Below are 13078 nucleotides of genomic sequence, written 5' to 3'. Positions count from 1 at the left end.
TTTGAAATCAATTGAATTTAATTGCTATTATTTGGTATCAAATTCTATGAGATTTTGAAAGAATGTTGTTGATAACCCGAAAATTGAAAATGAAAAAAGTGCTCAAAAACGTCAGTTTTGTCTTTTTGCTTCTAAAAATGTGTCTCGTTTTTGGACAAGAATCGAGTACTCAAAAACGAATTGTAATTGACGTTGGACACGGTGGAAAAGATTCCGGTGCGATAGGTATGAATAAAATTCAAGAAAAGGATATTGTATTGAATATTGCAAATGCGATTTTGAGGTTGAATAATAAATTTAATAAGCCTCTGGATATTTATTTGACCAGGTATAATGATACGCTTATTTCGTTATCGGATAGAACAAAACTGGCCAAAATCCTTGATGCGGATTTGTTTGTCTCTTTACATTGCAATCATTCAGATAATTCTAATGCTAGAGGAATAGAAGTTTATGCGTCACGAAAGCGAACAAATTATTCAAAAGAATCTATTTATATAGGTTATCAAATTGAAAAAGCACTTTGCAAAGAGATAGGATATGAAAGTAGAGGCGTGAAGTTTGCAAATTTTCAAGTGCTGAGAGAAACAACCAGTCATTGCGTTTCTGTTCTCTTGGAACTAGGTTTCTTATCTAATAAAGACGAAAGTGGTTATTTGTCAAATTCCGCAAATATAAAATTGATAGCATTTGCCATTTTATTATCTATACAAAAACAATAGTATTATGAAAGATATTTTTTTAGAATTAACCAAAAGTTTAAAAGAGATAGTAGTACAATTTATCTCAGAAGTGATTATCTTATATAAAACATTTAGAAGCTAGATTACTTACGCTTATCACCAGCAGCTTTATCAAAAGCAATAAGATTAAACAATTCTCGCATTCTACTGCGAACACGATTCCCATAACGTTCTTCTAATTCTTCGGCATTAAGGTTGGTGGTAGCGTGAGTTTTTACTTTATGTTTGGTGGATAGATATAATTCGTATCGAGATAGAAGCACTTCTCCCATTACGTTCAAATCCTTACCATAGAAACGTCCAACGGGCTCAATACCTAAATCATCAAAGCAGAAAAATTTAGTATTTCCATATTCTTCAATGGTTTTAAATCCTAAGTGATTAAAGCTGAAGGTTACGTTCCTACACGGAATCATTTCGTAAGGTCGTTGTAATGGTACAATATGGCGAAGCAGTTTCATCAAGCTTGTTTTACCACAACCAACGGGTCCGGAAAGTAAGATTCCTTTTTCCATATCTATACCAAAACTTTTACAATTGTCTTTATCCTTAATAAAATAAGAGCAGAGCTTCATCAGTATATCTCTATCTTCGTCATAAATCCTAAACTTTTCACCAAAAAGCAATTTCCCTTTAGCATTCAAATAGATTAATATTTTTGGAAAATCGTACAATATACTTTTTCCATCAAATTTTCCTAGCGAATATTCCACGCCACCTTCAGTAATTTTAGAGGGGTTGTCCATAATCTTTGTTTTTTGTGGTTCGCAAGTTGTCCTTGATTTGGGACGCTTGTTTTTTATTTGATTCGCTTTTCTCGTCGAATAATTCTGTTCTGTCCATCCAATTATTTGCTAGAGCTCGCCAATCACGAATTTGCTGACCATCGCTTGTTTGCCAGTTTCGGGTTTCATAATGCTCAAAGAATTTTTTTCCTTCATCGGCATCAAAACCATTTTTTTCAAAAAAAATAATAACCGCCTGACTGCCCTTTGGCTGTTTAATATAATTTTCTTGTTTGTTATTGTTTGTATTAGATACCAATGCTTGTCCATTTATGGGACTGTGTAAGTCCACAACCTGTCCATTTGTGGGATGGTAGTGTTCCTCAAGCGGTACACTTCTGGGATTGTACTGTTCCGCAAGTTGTTCTAATATGGGATTGTACTGTCCCGTAACTGGTTCATCACTTGTACCAATAATGGACATCTTAATTTTACTCCCTTTATATGGATTGTTAGATGGGAAATAACACAGGTAAAGCCACGAATCCAAATCTCTAACACATCGATGATAAGTAGATTTTGAGCCTATTTTGGCGCAACGCATTAAATCTCTTCGGTTGACATAAAATTCATCTGCAAAGCGACTGCTGTTCCATTCTTGGAACAGCGCCATATACAAACTGATATGGGTTGGATTTAGGCGGTCATCAAAATAGAACTTTTCAAAAGCCGCGTTAAGTAGCTTTATATAGTTCATCATTTTAAGAATTTGAGCCGTGCTGCACACGGTTGGTAGTCATTATGTTTTGAATTTCTTCCGCATCGTAATAGATAATGCCACCTACTTTAGTGTAGGGCAATGTGCCATTAATACGAAGGTTTTGTAAAGTTCCTGGACTCACTTGAAGCAAGTCCATAACTTCTGCGGATTTCAAATACTTTTTGAGTTTTCCAGTAGTTTTTTTGGATAGCAGTTTTTTAATGTCATCGAGCAATTCCATTTTGAATTCCCGAAGGTCGTCTGTTGTAATGATATTTGCCGGCATAATAGAACGGTTTTAATGGAAAGGGGCTATCGTATCGCTTTCAACTAATTTGACAGCCCCTGACCTGATTTGACTTTCGTTCTACAAATTTGAATAGCTTTAGTGGATTTTATTCCCCAGTATAACCGTACTACGGTTAAAATTTAACATTTTGAAATTTGATTTGTTTTAGTGCTATTTTCTTGAGTTTCCGTAATTAATAGACCTTTAAATTGTATCAAAATTTATGGAAAACAGGTGTACAATGTGATTACCGTAGGTCAACCGTAGTACGGTCTTATTTTAAAGAATAAAAGAAGGGCAAACGAATAACTATTCCTCACTTTTGTCCATTTCCGAAAGAAGTGAGGCAGTCAGTTGGTCAAGAAACAATGTCCGGCTATTTTTGCGGTTTTTGATGTCTTGAAAGGTTTTGTAGATTTCCTTTGGGGTAAAGTCAAATACCTCTTGCAATATTTTAGATATTCTAATAATACTAAGACCTTTTTGTTTCGCAATTCCACTAGCAGATAATGCATAGAGAAGTTCTACCCAATCCGTATTTGTGAATGGCCAAGGAATTTTTTCCGTAGGTTTTATATTCACGCTATTACCGTTTAATTTATTTTTAATAGAATGTTTCTTTTGGTCCATATAGTTGATAAGAGAAATATACGCCTTGAACTTTCCCAAAAGCATATCTCTTGGTGTACAAAAATCAGGGTCTTGAAAATAAAATTTGGAAGTAGTAATATGGTAAATATCAAGATGGCTTCTGGTATAGTAAGCTTTATCGAAGTGAGTTGCCCCAGATTTTACATATTGACTGAAGTCAATATTATAAAGGAAAAATCGATTTAATTTGTTAATCTTCTTTTTTACAAATTTTAATTGGGCAGCACTGTCCGCTTTGGGGAATTGAATTTCAAAAGAATGAATCTCGGAGAAGTAAATAAGCTTGACTAATGGTATTTGCTTAATTTTCTTGAAAAAGACTATTTCTTTATCGACACTTTCAAAATCATTAACCAAAATTTCTCTTTTGAAAACACTAAGCAAATTTCTACTTAACTCAATAGAACGATAAGATTGCTCCAAAATCGGTAGATTTTCGAGCCTTATCCCGTTTAACTCTTCGAGAAGATTTTCGCATAATGTTTTTAAATCCAATTGCATCCATAAATACAGTTAAGTCCATCTAGGTTTGGGTGGTTTAGTTGTTAGAATTCTTTGGTATCAATGCGTAGTACCATACTTTGAAAGTAGAAGTTTATACTAAGAATGAGCTAAAGAACTAATCGTAAAGTACTAACATAATTTTTAAAGAAGCGTAATTTATTCCGTAGTTATGTACGGAATCAACCGTATATTCCTACGGTAATTGCTATAAACCTAAGAATAACGCTATTTCGATTTTTTTCTGTAGCGAGAAATAAATTGCCTTCTATTCTTTGCGCCTGTTTTTTTGTAGATGTTAGAGGCGTGTTTTGATACTGTACTTTCTGCAATGAATAAATCCTTGGCAATTTGTTTATAACTAAGATTGCCGAGAATGGACAAGGTAATCTCTATTTCTCTTCTTGTCAAATTTTCATAAATAATTCTTGTATCAGCCGAGTTGATTGCCTGTTCTTTGCTCATTGCAAATACTTCGTACATTTTTGTCTTATTTTCTAGAAAGTAAAGGTGCCTATCTATCTCAATAATCGTTATGGCGTAGAAAGATGCATTCATAACTGTGAAGGTCAACCACTGATAATCTCCAATAAATGTCAGTACAGGTAAAAGAGCTATACTCGCCACACTAACCATTGATAATCTGTTACGACGTAAAATATATTCATTTGGGTTACTTGGATTAGAAATTCTCTCGTAAAACATCCCTAAAAATAAAAAGGCGATTATCGAAATTGGTATGGTAAAAAGTAATCTTGAAGAGTTCAACGAATTTGTAAAGAAGTAAGGAATTAAAAAGAGGACGATGAAACTTGCTGAGACTAAAATTGCTAAATTTCGTATAGAAGAATTATATTTTAAAACCACAATATCATATTCCTTGTACAAGTAGTAAACGATATAAACGCATAGCGAAATAGCGACCCCGTAGGTTATGATATATTGAAGGATGAAAGGTCCTGGAAAGTTATCAATTGGTAAGAACCCACCTGTTAGATTGTATGTTATGAACAGTATGCCTAGATAGAAAAATCTTTTGTAACCGCTAGAATACCTACGCGTTGAATAGTAAAGTGTAAACAATACAATGACCGTATCTAATAAAAGATAGAAAAAAGTTGTCCAATGTATCGAGGTTCCAAACATAGCGTATACTGAACCTTATATGGTTTCAAACCGATTGTGCTGATTATTTTTTCGGACATTATCCCAATTAAAAACTGTTCCGTTCATAGCGATGTAAACTCCTGGTTCTAGAAACTGAAGCGCAGAAAGAGCAAATCCCAAATTGAAAGGCGCATCGCTATTCTTTTTTGTTCCCAAAACAAATGCTCCAGTGAGAACGATGGTTTTTTTGATTTTAAGCCTGCCTAAGAATTTGGCTGTTTCAGCCATTGTAACAGTACCGTGAGTTAATAATATCTTATCCGAGTCTGAAGAATTGATGGTTTTAGCTATTAGTTCTCTGTCATCATCATTAATAAAGCGACTATCCTTATTCAGAATTTTATCTATGCTGTAAGCTGAAGTGATTTTGGCATTTGAAAGTATATCTTCAATAGCAACTGTATTTGTTTGCTTTTGATTAAGATTTTCGTAATCCAGACCTTCAATCGTGCCACCTGTTGAAATAATATGAGTTTTCATAATACAATAGTTTTGTGCTAAATGGTTGATTAGTCTATTACCTGTTTTACCTCTCCACAGGTCAGCATTGCATCACCGAAATATGGGTTTAATACTTTTTCTTCTTTGCTCAACCAATAAGCGCCTTTGTTGTTATCTGCCATTGGGCAAAATTGATTGTAAACCTTTTCGTTTACTCCAAATAACTGTATTGCAGTGCCCAAATGTGATGATAGATGCTTAAAATGATTTCTCTGTTCTTTTATATCCGAGGTTTCAGCAATAGATTTAGTTGAAGATTTTAGTTCTTTCTCTAACTTCATCCAGTGATTATGAGCATTGTTGTCCTTCAATAGGGTCATATCTATCAGATTCAATTTATCGAGTAGTTTCTTTGCATCGTCAGCTACTTTCTTTGAATCATCTTTTACCAATGCATTTTTTACTTCTAAATAATCATTAAAAGCAGTTTTCAATTGACTTTGAAAATCCACCGAGACCTTTATTCTCTCATTCATTTCAGAGTGATTACTATTGTCACTTGAAGTTGTTTCTTGCATTCCCAAATGTCCTTCGTGTCCGGTCATTACTTTTCCACCTTCCTTGTTCATCATTGATTTTTTACCCTGTAATTGAGCAGCTGCATCGATGGTAAAAGTTCCATTAGTGACTATTTCATCACCATTCTCCAAGCCATTTAACACCTCATAATTATCGCCTAAAGTATTACCCAATTTTACTTCGCGCATTTCAAAAACTGGTTCATCAGGGTTACTTTTTAGATAGACAACCGAACGCTCTCCAGTCCATAAGACCGCTGTTGATGGAATACTAAGTGATTGTTCTTTAGTTGAAGAAATACCTTCAATGTTACCTTCAACAAACATTCCTGGTTTAAGCTCATCTTTTGTATTGTTTAATACAACTCTTAATTTTACGGTTCTTGTACGTGTATCTAATACTGGGTCTATAAATGAAACTTTCCCTTTGAATTCTTTGTCTGGATAAGTATTGGTGGTGATAGCCACATCTTGTTCTTTTTTGAATAAATCAATCTGATTTTCATAGACATCGAAATTTGCCCAAACCGTATTTAGTTTCGCTATTTTTAATAATGGTTGACCTTGCTTTATATAATCTCCTTGTTCTACTAATTTTTCTGAAACTGTACCAGAAACAGTAGCATATACAGGAAAGTTTTCTAACACCTTACCAGAAGTCTCAATTTTATTAATTTGATTCTCCGATAATTTCCAGAGTTTCAATTTGTTTCTGACCGCATTGTATAATGCTGGTTGCGACTCTTTTAATGAAGCTGCCGTAATCAACTCTTGTTGCGCTGCATATAATTCAGGCGAGTAAATAGTAGCTAACAGTTGCCCCTTACGAATTTCTTCACCCGTAAAGCTCACATTCAAACGTTCAATTCTTCCGGAAAAATAGCTTACTTGCACAGCGTTGGATTCTTCATTTTCTACTATTTTTCCTGATAACTTTATGGTGTTATTCTCCACGTCACCATTACCAACTATGGATGTCTGAATGTTGGCCAAAGCCATTGCGTTTTCTGTAAGTTTGAATTGGTCTGCCAACAAACCATCTGCACCACTTTCGGCAGGAATTAAATCCATCCCACATATAGGGCAGTCGCCTGCTTCTGGTTGCATAATCTGTGGATGCATTGAACAGGTCCACATTTGATTGGTCTCTGCCACTTCATTGTGATTATGCTCTGCTTCCTTGTTTGATGAGTTACCGAATAGTAACCACCCAAACAGTAATCCTAGGACTACTAATCCAATGTAAATCGCGTATTTCTTCATTTCTTTGTTTTTTTTCGTTTTAATAATTTTCTAACTGAGGGTGATGATGTGTACCATAATAAGAAGCCACTTAATACTGTAATCAAACCTAAAAGGGAGAAAGCTCTTAAGACCATAGTATTGAAATTATCCCTACCGTCGTAATCCATAGTGTGTGTCATCCATAAAAAGTCGAACCAACGCCAACTTCGATGTCTAACGGTTTGAAATTTTCCGTCTTTTGTCGATACATAGGCTTTAAGGGCTTCGTCTGTTTTATATGAAATCACATAAGCAGGCAATAGTTTCTCTCTATATTCGTGATGCTTTCCAACCTCATTTATTTGCTCAATAGCGTCCACCTCTAAACCGTTTTTCATATAGTTTTTAGCAACATAGAGTGCTTCTTCCTCTGTGATGCTATTCTTTGGGCTTCCATCTACAGCATTATACAGCTGCTTGCCATTTACCCAATAATATGGCACGTTACCAATATCTCTTAAAGCGATGGTGTTAACACCTTCAGAAACATTAAGTTGTGATGGACTTATAAGATTGTTAAACGCTTTGGGCTGATGCTCTAAATTTTTAAAGTGGTCACCGTGTATATCGTCAATATCTGTCCAACTGAAATACATACCGCTAATCGTCCAAAACAAAAATTGTATTCCTAAAAACAACCCTAAATAGCGGTGTGTTTTTCTAATTTTTAGTGCTGTGTGCCTATTTACCATCTATTGCTCTACTTTAAAATTGAAGTCAATTGATACTTTTTCCCAAGACAGACTTATTTTCCCTTCGACGTCATCAACTTTGCTGACTTTGTATTCTAAATGTTCCTTTATTTCTTCAGAAAAATTAGGTTTTACTTTAAACCTAATTACATCATCTTTTTCATCATATTCATCTTTACCGTGTTGCTCCCAATTAGAGTTAAATATGACTGTCCATTCATCTTTTGAAGGAATTGTAAAGAATCCGTATTTACCCGCAGGAAGTGTTTTACCTTTAATTTGTAAATTCTTATTGGTCTCTATCCAAGTAGCCATATGTGCTCCTGATTGCCATACTTGGTCGTATGCCAATAAACCGCCGAAAATTATTCTACCCCTAACTCCAGGTGATGAATAGTCTACGTGAATATGTGCATCACCTACCATTGCCATTGCAGATGTATGAGGGCTTAAAACTTTCTTTTTATTCTTCTCAGCATCCACCTCCATAGTTTCTTGGTGGTTATGTTCTTCTTTATTACTATTTACGTTTTTACAACTTATGAGGAGGATTCCAGCAAATAGTATTGTGAATATGATTTTCATAGATTTATTCTTTTGTGGTTATTAAATTCCTTTTTAATAATTGTGCATTTACAGCACAGATTATGGTACTTATACTCATTAACGCCGCGCCAAATGCAGGGCTTATCATAAGCCCAGGGATGAACCCTGTTGCCAAGGGCAAAGCCACAATATTGTAGCCTGTTGCCCAAACCAGATTTTGGACCATTTTACGATAGGTAGCCTTACCAAATAATATCAAGTTGGCAATGTCTTTTGGATTACTGTCCACTAAAACAATATCTGCGGTCTCGGCGGCTACATCCGTTCCAGAACCAATGGCAATACCAACATCTGCTTGTGCTAATGCAGGTGCATCGTTTACACCGTCGCCTGTCATTGCCACAAATTCATCCATTGCTTGCAATTCTATTATTTTGTCTTGTTTCTGGTCTGGCAGTACTTCTGCCATATAATCATCTAGTCCTAATTTATCAGCGACATCTTTGGCTACTTTTTCATTGTCTCCAGTAAGCAAAGAGACTTTGATATTGTTTTTCTGAAGGACTTTAATAGCTTCATAAGAACTTTCCCTGATTTCATCTGCGAAGGTTACAAAGCCAATCACTTCATCATCTACTATGGTAAAGATTTTGGTTTCAATACCCTCGTCTTTATCTTCAGCAACATCTTTGTTCAATTGTTCCATTAGTACATATCCACCTGCTTGTACTTTCTTTCCATTGACCGTTCCACTAACACCAATACCAGCGTTGTACTTGAAGTCGGTTACTGAAGGAACCTCAATATTTTCCTCTTTTGCTTTTCGCCTTAATCCTTTAGAGATATGGTGCTCGGAAGGGCTTTCAACAGCAGTCGCATACTTTAAGAGTTCTGTTCTATCGTAGTCTGATGACAATGGAACAATTCTTACTACTTCGTGTGAACCTTTAGTTAGCGTTCCAGTTTTGTCGAACACAATGGTCGATATTTTACGGGATGCTTCAAAAGCTGTTCTGTTACGAATCAACAGTCCATTTTTTGCAGAAATACTAGTAGATATTGCAGCTACTAAAGGCACTGCCAACCCTAAAGCGTGTGGACAACAGATTACCATTACAGTTACCATACGTTCCAGAGCAAATGATACTGTTTCTCCCAAAGCCAACCACGTAAAGAATGTACCAAAACCTAATACTAATGCAATTACAGTAAGCCATTTTGCTGCTACGTCTGCCAAACGTTGCGTTTTGGATTTCTGCTTTTGAGCCGTCTGAACCATATTTATCACTTTTGATAAATAGGTTTCTTCTCCTATGCCTTTTACTCGTACTTTGATGACCCCATTACCATTAATAGCACCGCCAATTACTTCTTCATCAACACTTTTACTTACAGGCTTACTTTCCCCAGTGAGCATACTTTCATTGAGGTCACTTTTACCTTCTACTATTACGCCGTCAGCCGGAACTTTTTCACCTGGTTTAATGAGAATGATATCACCTTCGCTTAGTTCGTTTATTTTTATTTTTCGAGTTTGGTTTCCATCAACCAAGTTAGCTTCGTTAGGCATTAGTGCCGCTAGAGCTTCCAAGGCTTTACTTGCACCCAAAATAGAACGCATTTCTAGCCAATGACCAATTAGCATTACATCGATAAGTGTTGCCAACTCCCAAAAAAACGTTTTCCCCTCAAACCCAAAAATGACAGCTACGCTATAAAAATATGCTGCCGAAATTGCTACGGCAATAAGTGTCATCATTCCTGCCGATTTCTTCTTTAACTCACTTACCAAACCTTTTAAAAATGGCCATCCGCCGTAGAAGTAAACAATACTCGACAATGCAAACAGTACATAATTACTGCCAGTGAAATTCCAGTCTACGCCCAACCAATTCTGTATCATTGGCGATAATAGAAGAATAGGTATGGTCAAAATTGTGGACACCCAAAATCTTCGTTTAAAATCTTCTATCATCATTTTGTGATGGTCGTGTCCCATTTCGCCGTGAGCAGGATTATGACCTGAATGGTCCATCTTACTGTGGTCCATTCCTGTCTTCTGCTTGGAATGGTTTTCGTGGTTGTGATTTTTGTGTTGTTCGTGATTTTCCATTTTAATTGTCTTTAATACTGTTCAATATAAAATTCACTCGTTCCAATGGTGGTAATACAGGTACGTGTACTACTGGAAAGGGTAATGATTCATACACTTCGGTAATAAGATTGTGTATTTGATTTTGGTCGTTTTCACTTTCCAATCGCGCATAGTCGTTTATTAAAGGCAGTTTGTCTAAAACGAAAATCTTTTTATAATTCACTTTGCGCATTGCGTCTTTTAAAATTTCGTCAACTTCCAATTTTAAAAACCGATAATATGCTAACGCATCTGGGATTGCCCTGTCTAGAAAAACTAAATCTTTAGGGTTTATCGATGCTTCCTGTTCGATTTGCATATCTAAAACACCGAGTTGAAACTCTCGTTTATTGCTTCGAAGTTCTTCAACTGTTTGCCCCTTTATTCGCATCGTATCTATATAATGTCTAGCGTGTTCAATGGTAGTTTCATACCCCAGTTCTGCAAGCATATTGATAGTAGTAGTTTTGCCAGTGCTTGGGCCTCCTGTTATGACACACCAATTGGTTTCTATGATTTGGTAATTCTTCATTTTCTTTTAGTGATTACATAATTCATTAGCTTCTTCTAAAATCTTTTTCTTTTTCGTTGTAGGTATTCCTAAGGTGTTTAAAAGCTTGGGATTATCGCAAACCTCTCTACAAAGCACAATACCATTGTTTAGAATCTTTTGTTTATCCTGTTTGCTCAATGAGGGCAATGCTGTAATTGGGTACAATCTTGAGCGGTCAATTTTACTTTTAAGATTATTTTGTTGAGGATAATCCCAACTAACTAATCCAAGTCCTGCACATTCACCAAATTGAATTGCATCGGTTGAGAATCTTGTATTGGTATAAACCCAGCCTTTATGAAATTTCTTGGAATGGTCTTTTTGCTTTAGCCAATGGGTTTCTAAATCTTTAAACCTGGACTGTATGTAAAGAGGTATTTTTACATTGCAATTCCTGCCTTGGTCACTATGGAACTTACATTCCACTAAATAATGTTCGTTAGCTTTCAAAGCGGTTACATCTACCTCGTGGGTTACGCAATGACCTTGCATAACGACACCTACATCTGTTTTGAAACCTTCATATTCGAGAATTTTACCAATATATCTCTCAAAAGGGTAGCCAGTAGGACCAAATTCCATAATGGCTTTTTTGAGCTTGTATCGAGCAGAACCTGATTTTGATTTCTGTTTCAAAATCTCATAAGCAATTTCATAAATTCGTTTGGTTGTCATACCGTCTGTTAATTGCTTCTGTACTTCTTCAGCGATTTCCACTACAAGTTGTTCACTTGCCTTGGAATGCCTCAAAGAGCGTTTTAGCTTTTCAATATTGAAAACTTCAACCTCACCCGAATACTTTATGATATTAATTGCATTTTCCATTTTAAAGATGAACTGTCATTACAGGTTTTTTTGAATGGTTAGTAACATTTTCAGCAATACTCTTTGAAAAGACATTTGTAAACCCTTTTCTACTGTGGGTGTACATTGCTATTAAATCCACATCATTTGAACCTTCAAATTTTTCAATACCACCTAACACGGTAGATTCATTATAGACGTGCATTGCATAGTTTTCCAATTTTGGGAAGAGTTTTAAAAATTCTTCGATGGGTTGCAGCCCATTTTCAACACTATTAAAATCTGATGTTGTGTTGATATTCAACAAATGGATTTTTGCATTGCATTCTTTGGCTATTTTGTCAACTTCCTCAAATGCATTGGATATGTCTTCCTTAAAATCAGACACAAACACGATATTCTTAAAAGGAAAGGCTACAGCATCTTCTTTTACAACCAAAATTGGTACTCGTGCCTTACGAATGATTTTTTGGGCATTGCTTCCTAATAATTTCTTTAAGAATCCATTTTGTATGCCTTTGCTTCCAGTAATAATAAAATCGTGATTAAAATTGTGGGAATGTGCCACAATTGCATCTTCATCTGAAACAAATTCCAGAAACGTCCTTGATTTCAAACCTTTACTTTCAGCTTCTTTGTCCAAAGCCCTCAACTTGCTTTTAGCTATGCCAATTTCTGCAAGAGTGTCAGGGTAGTTTTGCTCCTGGGTCTTGGTCAATTTTGTCCAGTTAACTATAGTACTTATTTGGTGCAAAAAATGGATTTCTGCATTAAATAGTGCTGCCATTTCTATGGCCAATTTTGCCGCTTTATTGCAGTTATCCGAAAAATCTGTGGGTACTAATATATTTTTCATCTTATTTCTTTATTTGCCAATTATAAAGCGATGCAATACAGGCACCGATTAACCAACCCAAAATGAACGTTTGAATAATACCTAGGCAAGCTTCCCAAAGTGGCATATCCATCCTAATTATGGTCGATACATCCAATCCGTGCAGTAGGCTATTGAAGAATTTTACAGACCCTTCACGGCCAACAGTAAACATTACCACCATACAACCCAAATAGAGCAATGCTCCAGTAAGGCCTGTGGCCATTCCTAATTTTTTGATGCTGATTGTTTTCATAATTGTGGTTTATTGTTATTTTCTTTATCGTGATTATGTTTATGATGCGGCATCAACAGATGGCAACCAAACATTAGAAT

Annotated in this window: 15 protein-coding genes; 1 reads left to right on the top strand and 14 read right to left on the bottom strand. The window is 35.6% G+C overall.

Features of this window, described 5'->3' with window-relative positions; translation table 11 throughout:
• The first annotated feature begins 89 nt into the window (after positions 1-89).
• A complete protein-coding gene (locus EGM88_RS07725) occupies positions 90-722 on the top strand; it encodes an N-acetylmuramoyl-L-alanine amidase family protein (RefSeq protein WP_123897403.1) in 633 nt (210 codons plus the stop codon).
• Between the two features lie 104 nt (positions 723-826).
• Here the strand turns inward: EGM88_RS07725 and EGM88_RS07720 are convergent, their stop codons facing one another.
• The 14 genes from EGM88_RS07720 to EGM88_RS07655 all read right to left on the bottom strand — a co-directional run bounded on the left by EGM88_RS07720 (position 827) and on the right by EGM88_RS07655 (position 12998).
• Positions 827-1489, bottom strand: a complete 663-nt coding sequence (locus tag EGM88_RS07720) for a P-loop NTPase family protein (RefSeq protein WP_123897402.1) — start codon at positions 1487-1489, stop codon at positions 827-829.
• Complete coding sequence (locus EGM88_RS07715; protein ID WP_123897511.1) at positions 1473-2225, bottom strand: hypothetical protein; 753 nt, start codon at positions 2223-2225, stop codon at positions 1473-1475. The genes EGM88_RS07720 and EGM88_RS07715 overlap by 17 nt, the downstream gene beginning before the upstream one ends.
• 4 nt (positions 2226-2229) lie before the next feature.
• On the bottom strand, positions 2230-2514 hold the full coding sequence (locus EGM88_RS07710) for a helix-turn-helix domain-containing protein (protein ID WP_123897401.1): 285 nt from the start codon (positions 2512-2514) through the stop codon (positions 2230-2232).
• A 312-nt stretch (positions 2515-2826) separates the two neighbouring features.
• A complete protein-coding gene (locus EGM88_RS07705; RefSeq protein WP_238988409.1) occupies positions 2827-3669 on the bottom strand; it encodes an RteC domain-containing protein in 843 nt (280 codons plus the stop codon).
• 228 nt (positions 3670-3897) lie between these two features.
• Positions 3898-4437 carry a helix-turn-helix domain-containing protein gene (locus EGM88_RS16025; RefSeq protein WP_238988408.1) on the bottom strand — a complete coding sequence of 180 codons (540 nt, stop codon included), beginning with the start codon at positions 4435-4437 and terminating at the stop codon, positions 3898-3900.
• A gap of 393 nt (positions 4438-4830) precedes the next feature.
• Entirely contained in the window at positions 4831-5316 is a 486-nt protein-coding gene (locus EGM88_RS07695; protein WP_123897399.1) for an asparaginase domain-containing protein, read from the bottom strand.
• Between the two features lie 29 nt (positions 5317-5345).
• Positions 5346-7118, bottom strand: a complete 1773-nt coding sequence (locus EGM88_RS07690; protein ID WP_123897398.1) for an efflux RND transporter periplasmic adaptor subunit — start codon at positions 7116-7118, stop codon at positions 5346-5348.
• Complete coding sequence (locus EGM88_RS07685) at positions 7115-7831, bottom strand: PepSY domain-containing protein (RefSeq protein WP_118505014.1); 717 nt, start codon at positions 7829-7831, stop codon at positions 7115-7117. Before EGM88_RS07685 ends, EGM88_RS07690 begins: the two co-directional genes overlap by 4 nt.
• Entirely contained in the window at positions 7832-8416 is a 585-nt protein-coding gene (locus EGM88_RS07680) for a DUF2911 domain-containing protein (RefSeq protein WP_118505012.1), read from the bottom strand.
• Positions 8417-8420: 4 nt separating this feature from the next.
• Positions 8421-10490, bottom strand: coding sequence for a copper-translocating P-type ATPase (locus EGM88_RS07675; protein ID WP_123897397.1), 2070 nt, complete (start codon positions 10488-10490; stop codon positions 8421-8423).
• A 1-nt stretch (position 10491) separates the two neighbouring features.
• A complete protein-coding gene (locus tag EGM88_RS07670) occupies positions 10492-11043 on the bottom strand; it encodes an AAA family ATPase (protein ID WP_123897396.1) in 552 nt (183 codons plus the stop codon).
• A gap of 6 nt (positions 11044-11049) precedes the next feature.
• Positions 11050-11889, bottom strand: a complete 840-nt coding sequence (locus EGM88_RS07665; RefSeq protein WP_123897395.1) for an ATP cone domain-containing protein — start codon at positions 11887-11889, stop codon at positions 11050-11052.
• Between the two features lies 1 nt (position 11890).
• A complete protein-coding gene (locus EGM88_RS07660) occupies positions 11891-12724 on the bottom strand; it encodes a universal stress protein (RefSeq protein WP_123897394.1) in 834 nt (277 codons plus the stop codon).
• Between the two features lies 1 nt (position 12725).
• Positions 12726-12998, bottom strand: coding sequence for a DUF5676 family membrane protein (locus tag EGM88_RS07655; RefSeq protein ID WP_118505002.1), 273 nt, complete (start codon positions 12996-12998; stop codon positions 12726-12728).
• Between the last annotated feature and the right edge of the window lie 80 nt (positions 12999-13078).

The sequence above is a fragment of the Aureibaculum marinum genome (genome assembly GCF_003813905.1).
GTDB classification, from domain to species: Bacteria; Bacteroidota; Bacteroidia; order Flavobacteriales; family Flavobacteriaceae; genus Aureibaculum; species Aureibaculum marinum.
This window is presented reverse-complemented; position numbering and strand designations above follow the sequence as displayed.

Bases quoted from the DNA above. Each gene is read 5' to 3' on its own strand.
- EGM88_RS07725 (WP_123897403.1), top strand. From the start codon at position 90: ATGAAAAAAGTGCTCAAAAACGTCAGTTTTGTCTTTTTGCTTCTAAAA.
- EGM88_RS07720 (WP_123897402.1), bottom strand. From the start codon at position 1,489: ATGGACAACCCCTCTAAAATTACTGAAGGTGGCGTGGAATATTCGCTA.
- EGM88_RS07715 (WP_123897511.1), bottom strand. From the start codon at position 2,225: ATGAACTATATAAAGCTACTTAACGCGGCTTTTGAAAAGTTCTATTTT.
- EGM88_RS07710 (WP_123897401.1), bottom strand. From the start codon at position 2,514: ATGCCGGCAAATATCATTACAACAGACGACCTTCGGGAATTCAAAATG.
- EGM88_RS07705 (WP_238988409.1), bottom strand. From the start codon at position 3,669: ATGCAATTGGATTTAAAAACATTATGCGAAAATCTTCTCGAAGAGTTA.
- EGM88_RS07695 (WP_123897399.1), bottom strand. From the start codon at position 5,316: ATGAAAACTCATATTATTTCAACAGGTGGCACGATTGAAGGTCTGGAT.
- EGM88_RS07690 (WP_123897398.1), bottom strand. From the start codon at position 7,118: ATGAAGAAATACGCGATTTACATTGGATTAGTAGTCCTAGGATTACTG.
- EGM88_RS07685 (WP_118505014.1), bottom strand. From the start codon at position 7,831: ATGGTAAATAGGCACACAGCACTAAAAATTAGAAAAACACACCGCTAT.
- EGM88_RS07680 (WP_118505012.1), bottom strand. From the start codon at position 8,416: ATGAAAATCATATTCACAATACTATTTGCTGGAATCCTCCTCATAAGT.
- EGM88_RS07675 (WP_123897397.1), bottom strand. From the start codon at position 10,490: ATGGAAAATCACGAACAACACAAAAATCACAACCACGAAAACCATTCC.
- EGM88_RS07670 (WP_123897396.1), bottom strand. From the start codon at position 11,043: ATGAAGAATTACCAAATCATAGAAACCAATTGGTGTGTCATAACAGGA.
- EGM88_RS07665 (WP_123897395.1), bottom strand. From the start codon at position 11,889: ATGGAAAATGCAATTAATATCATAAAGTATTCGGGTGAGGTTGAAGTT.
- EGM88_RS07660 (WP_123897394.1), bottom strand. From the start codon at position 12,724: ATGAAAAATATATTAGTACCCACAGATTTTTCGGATAACTGCAATAAA.
- EGM88_RS07655 (WP_118505002.1), bottom strand. From the start codon at position 12,998: ATGAAAACAATCAGCATCAAAAAATTAGGAATGGCCACAGGCCTTACT.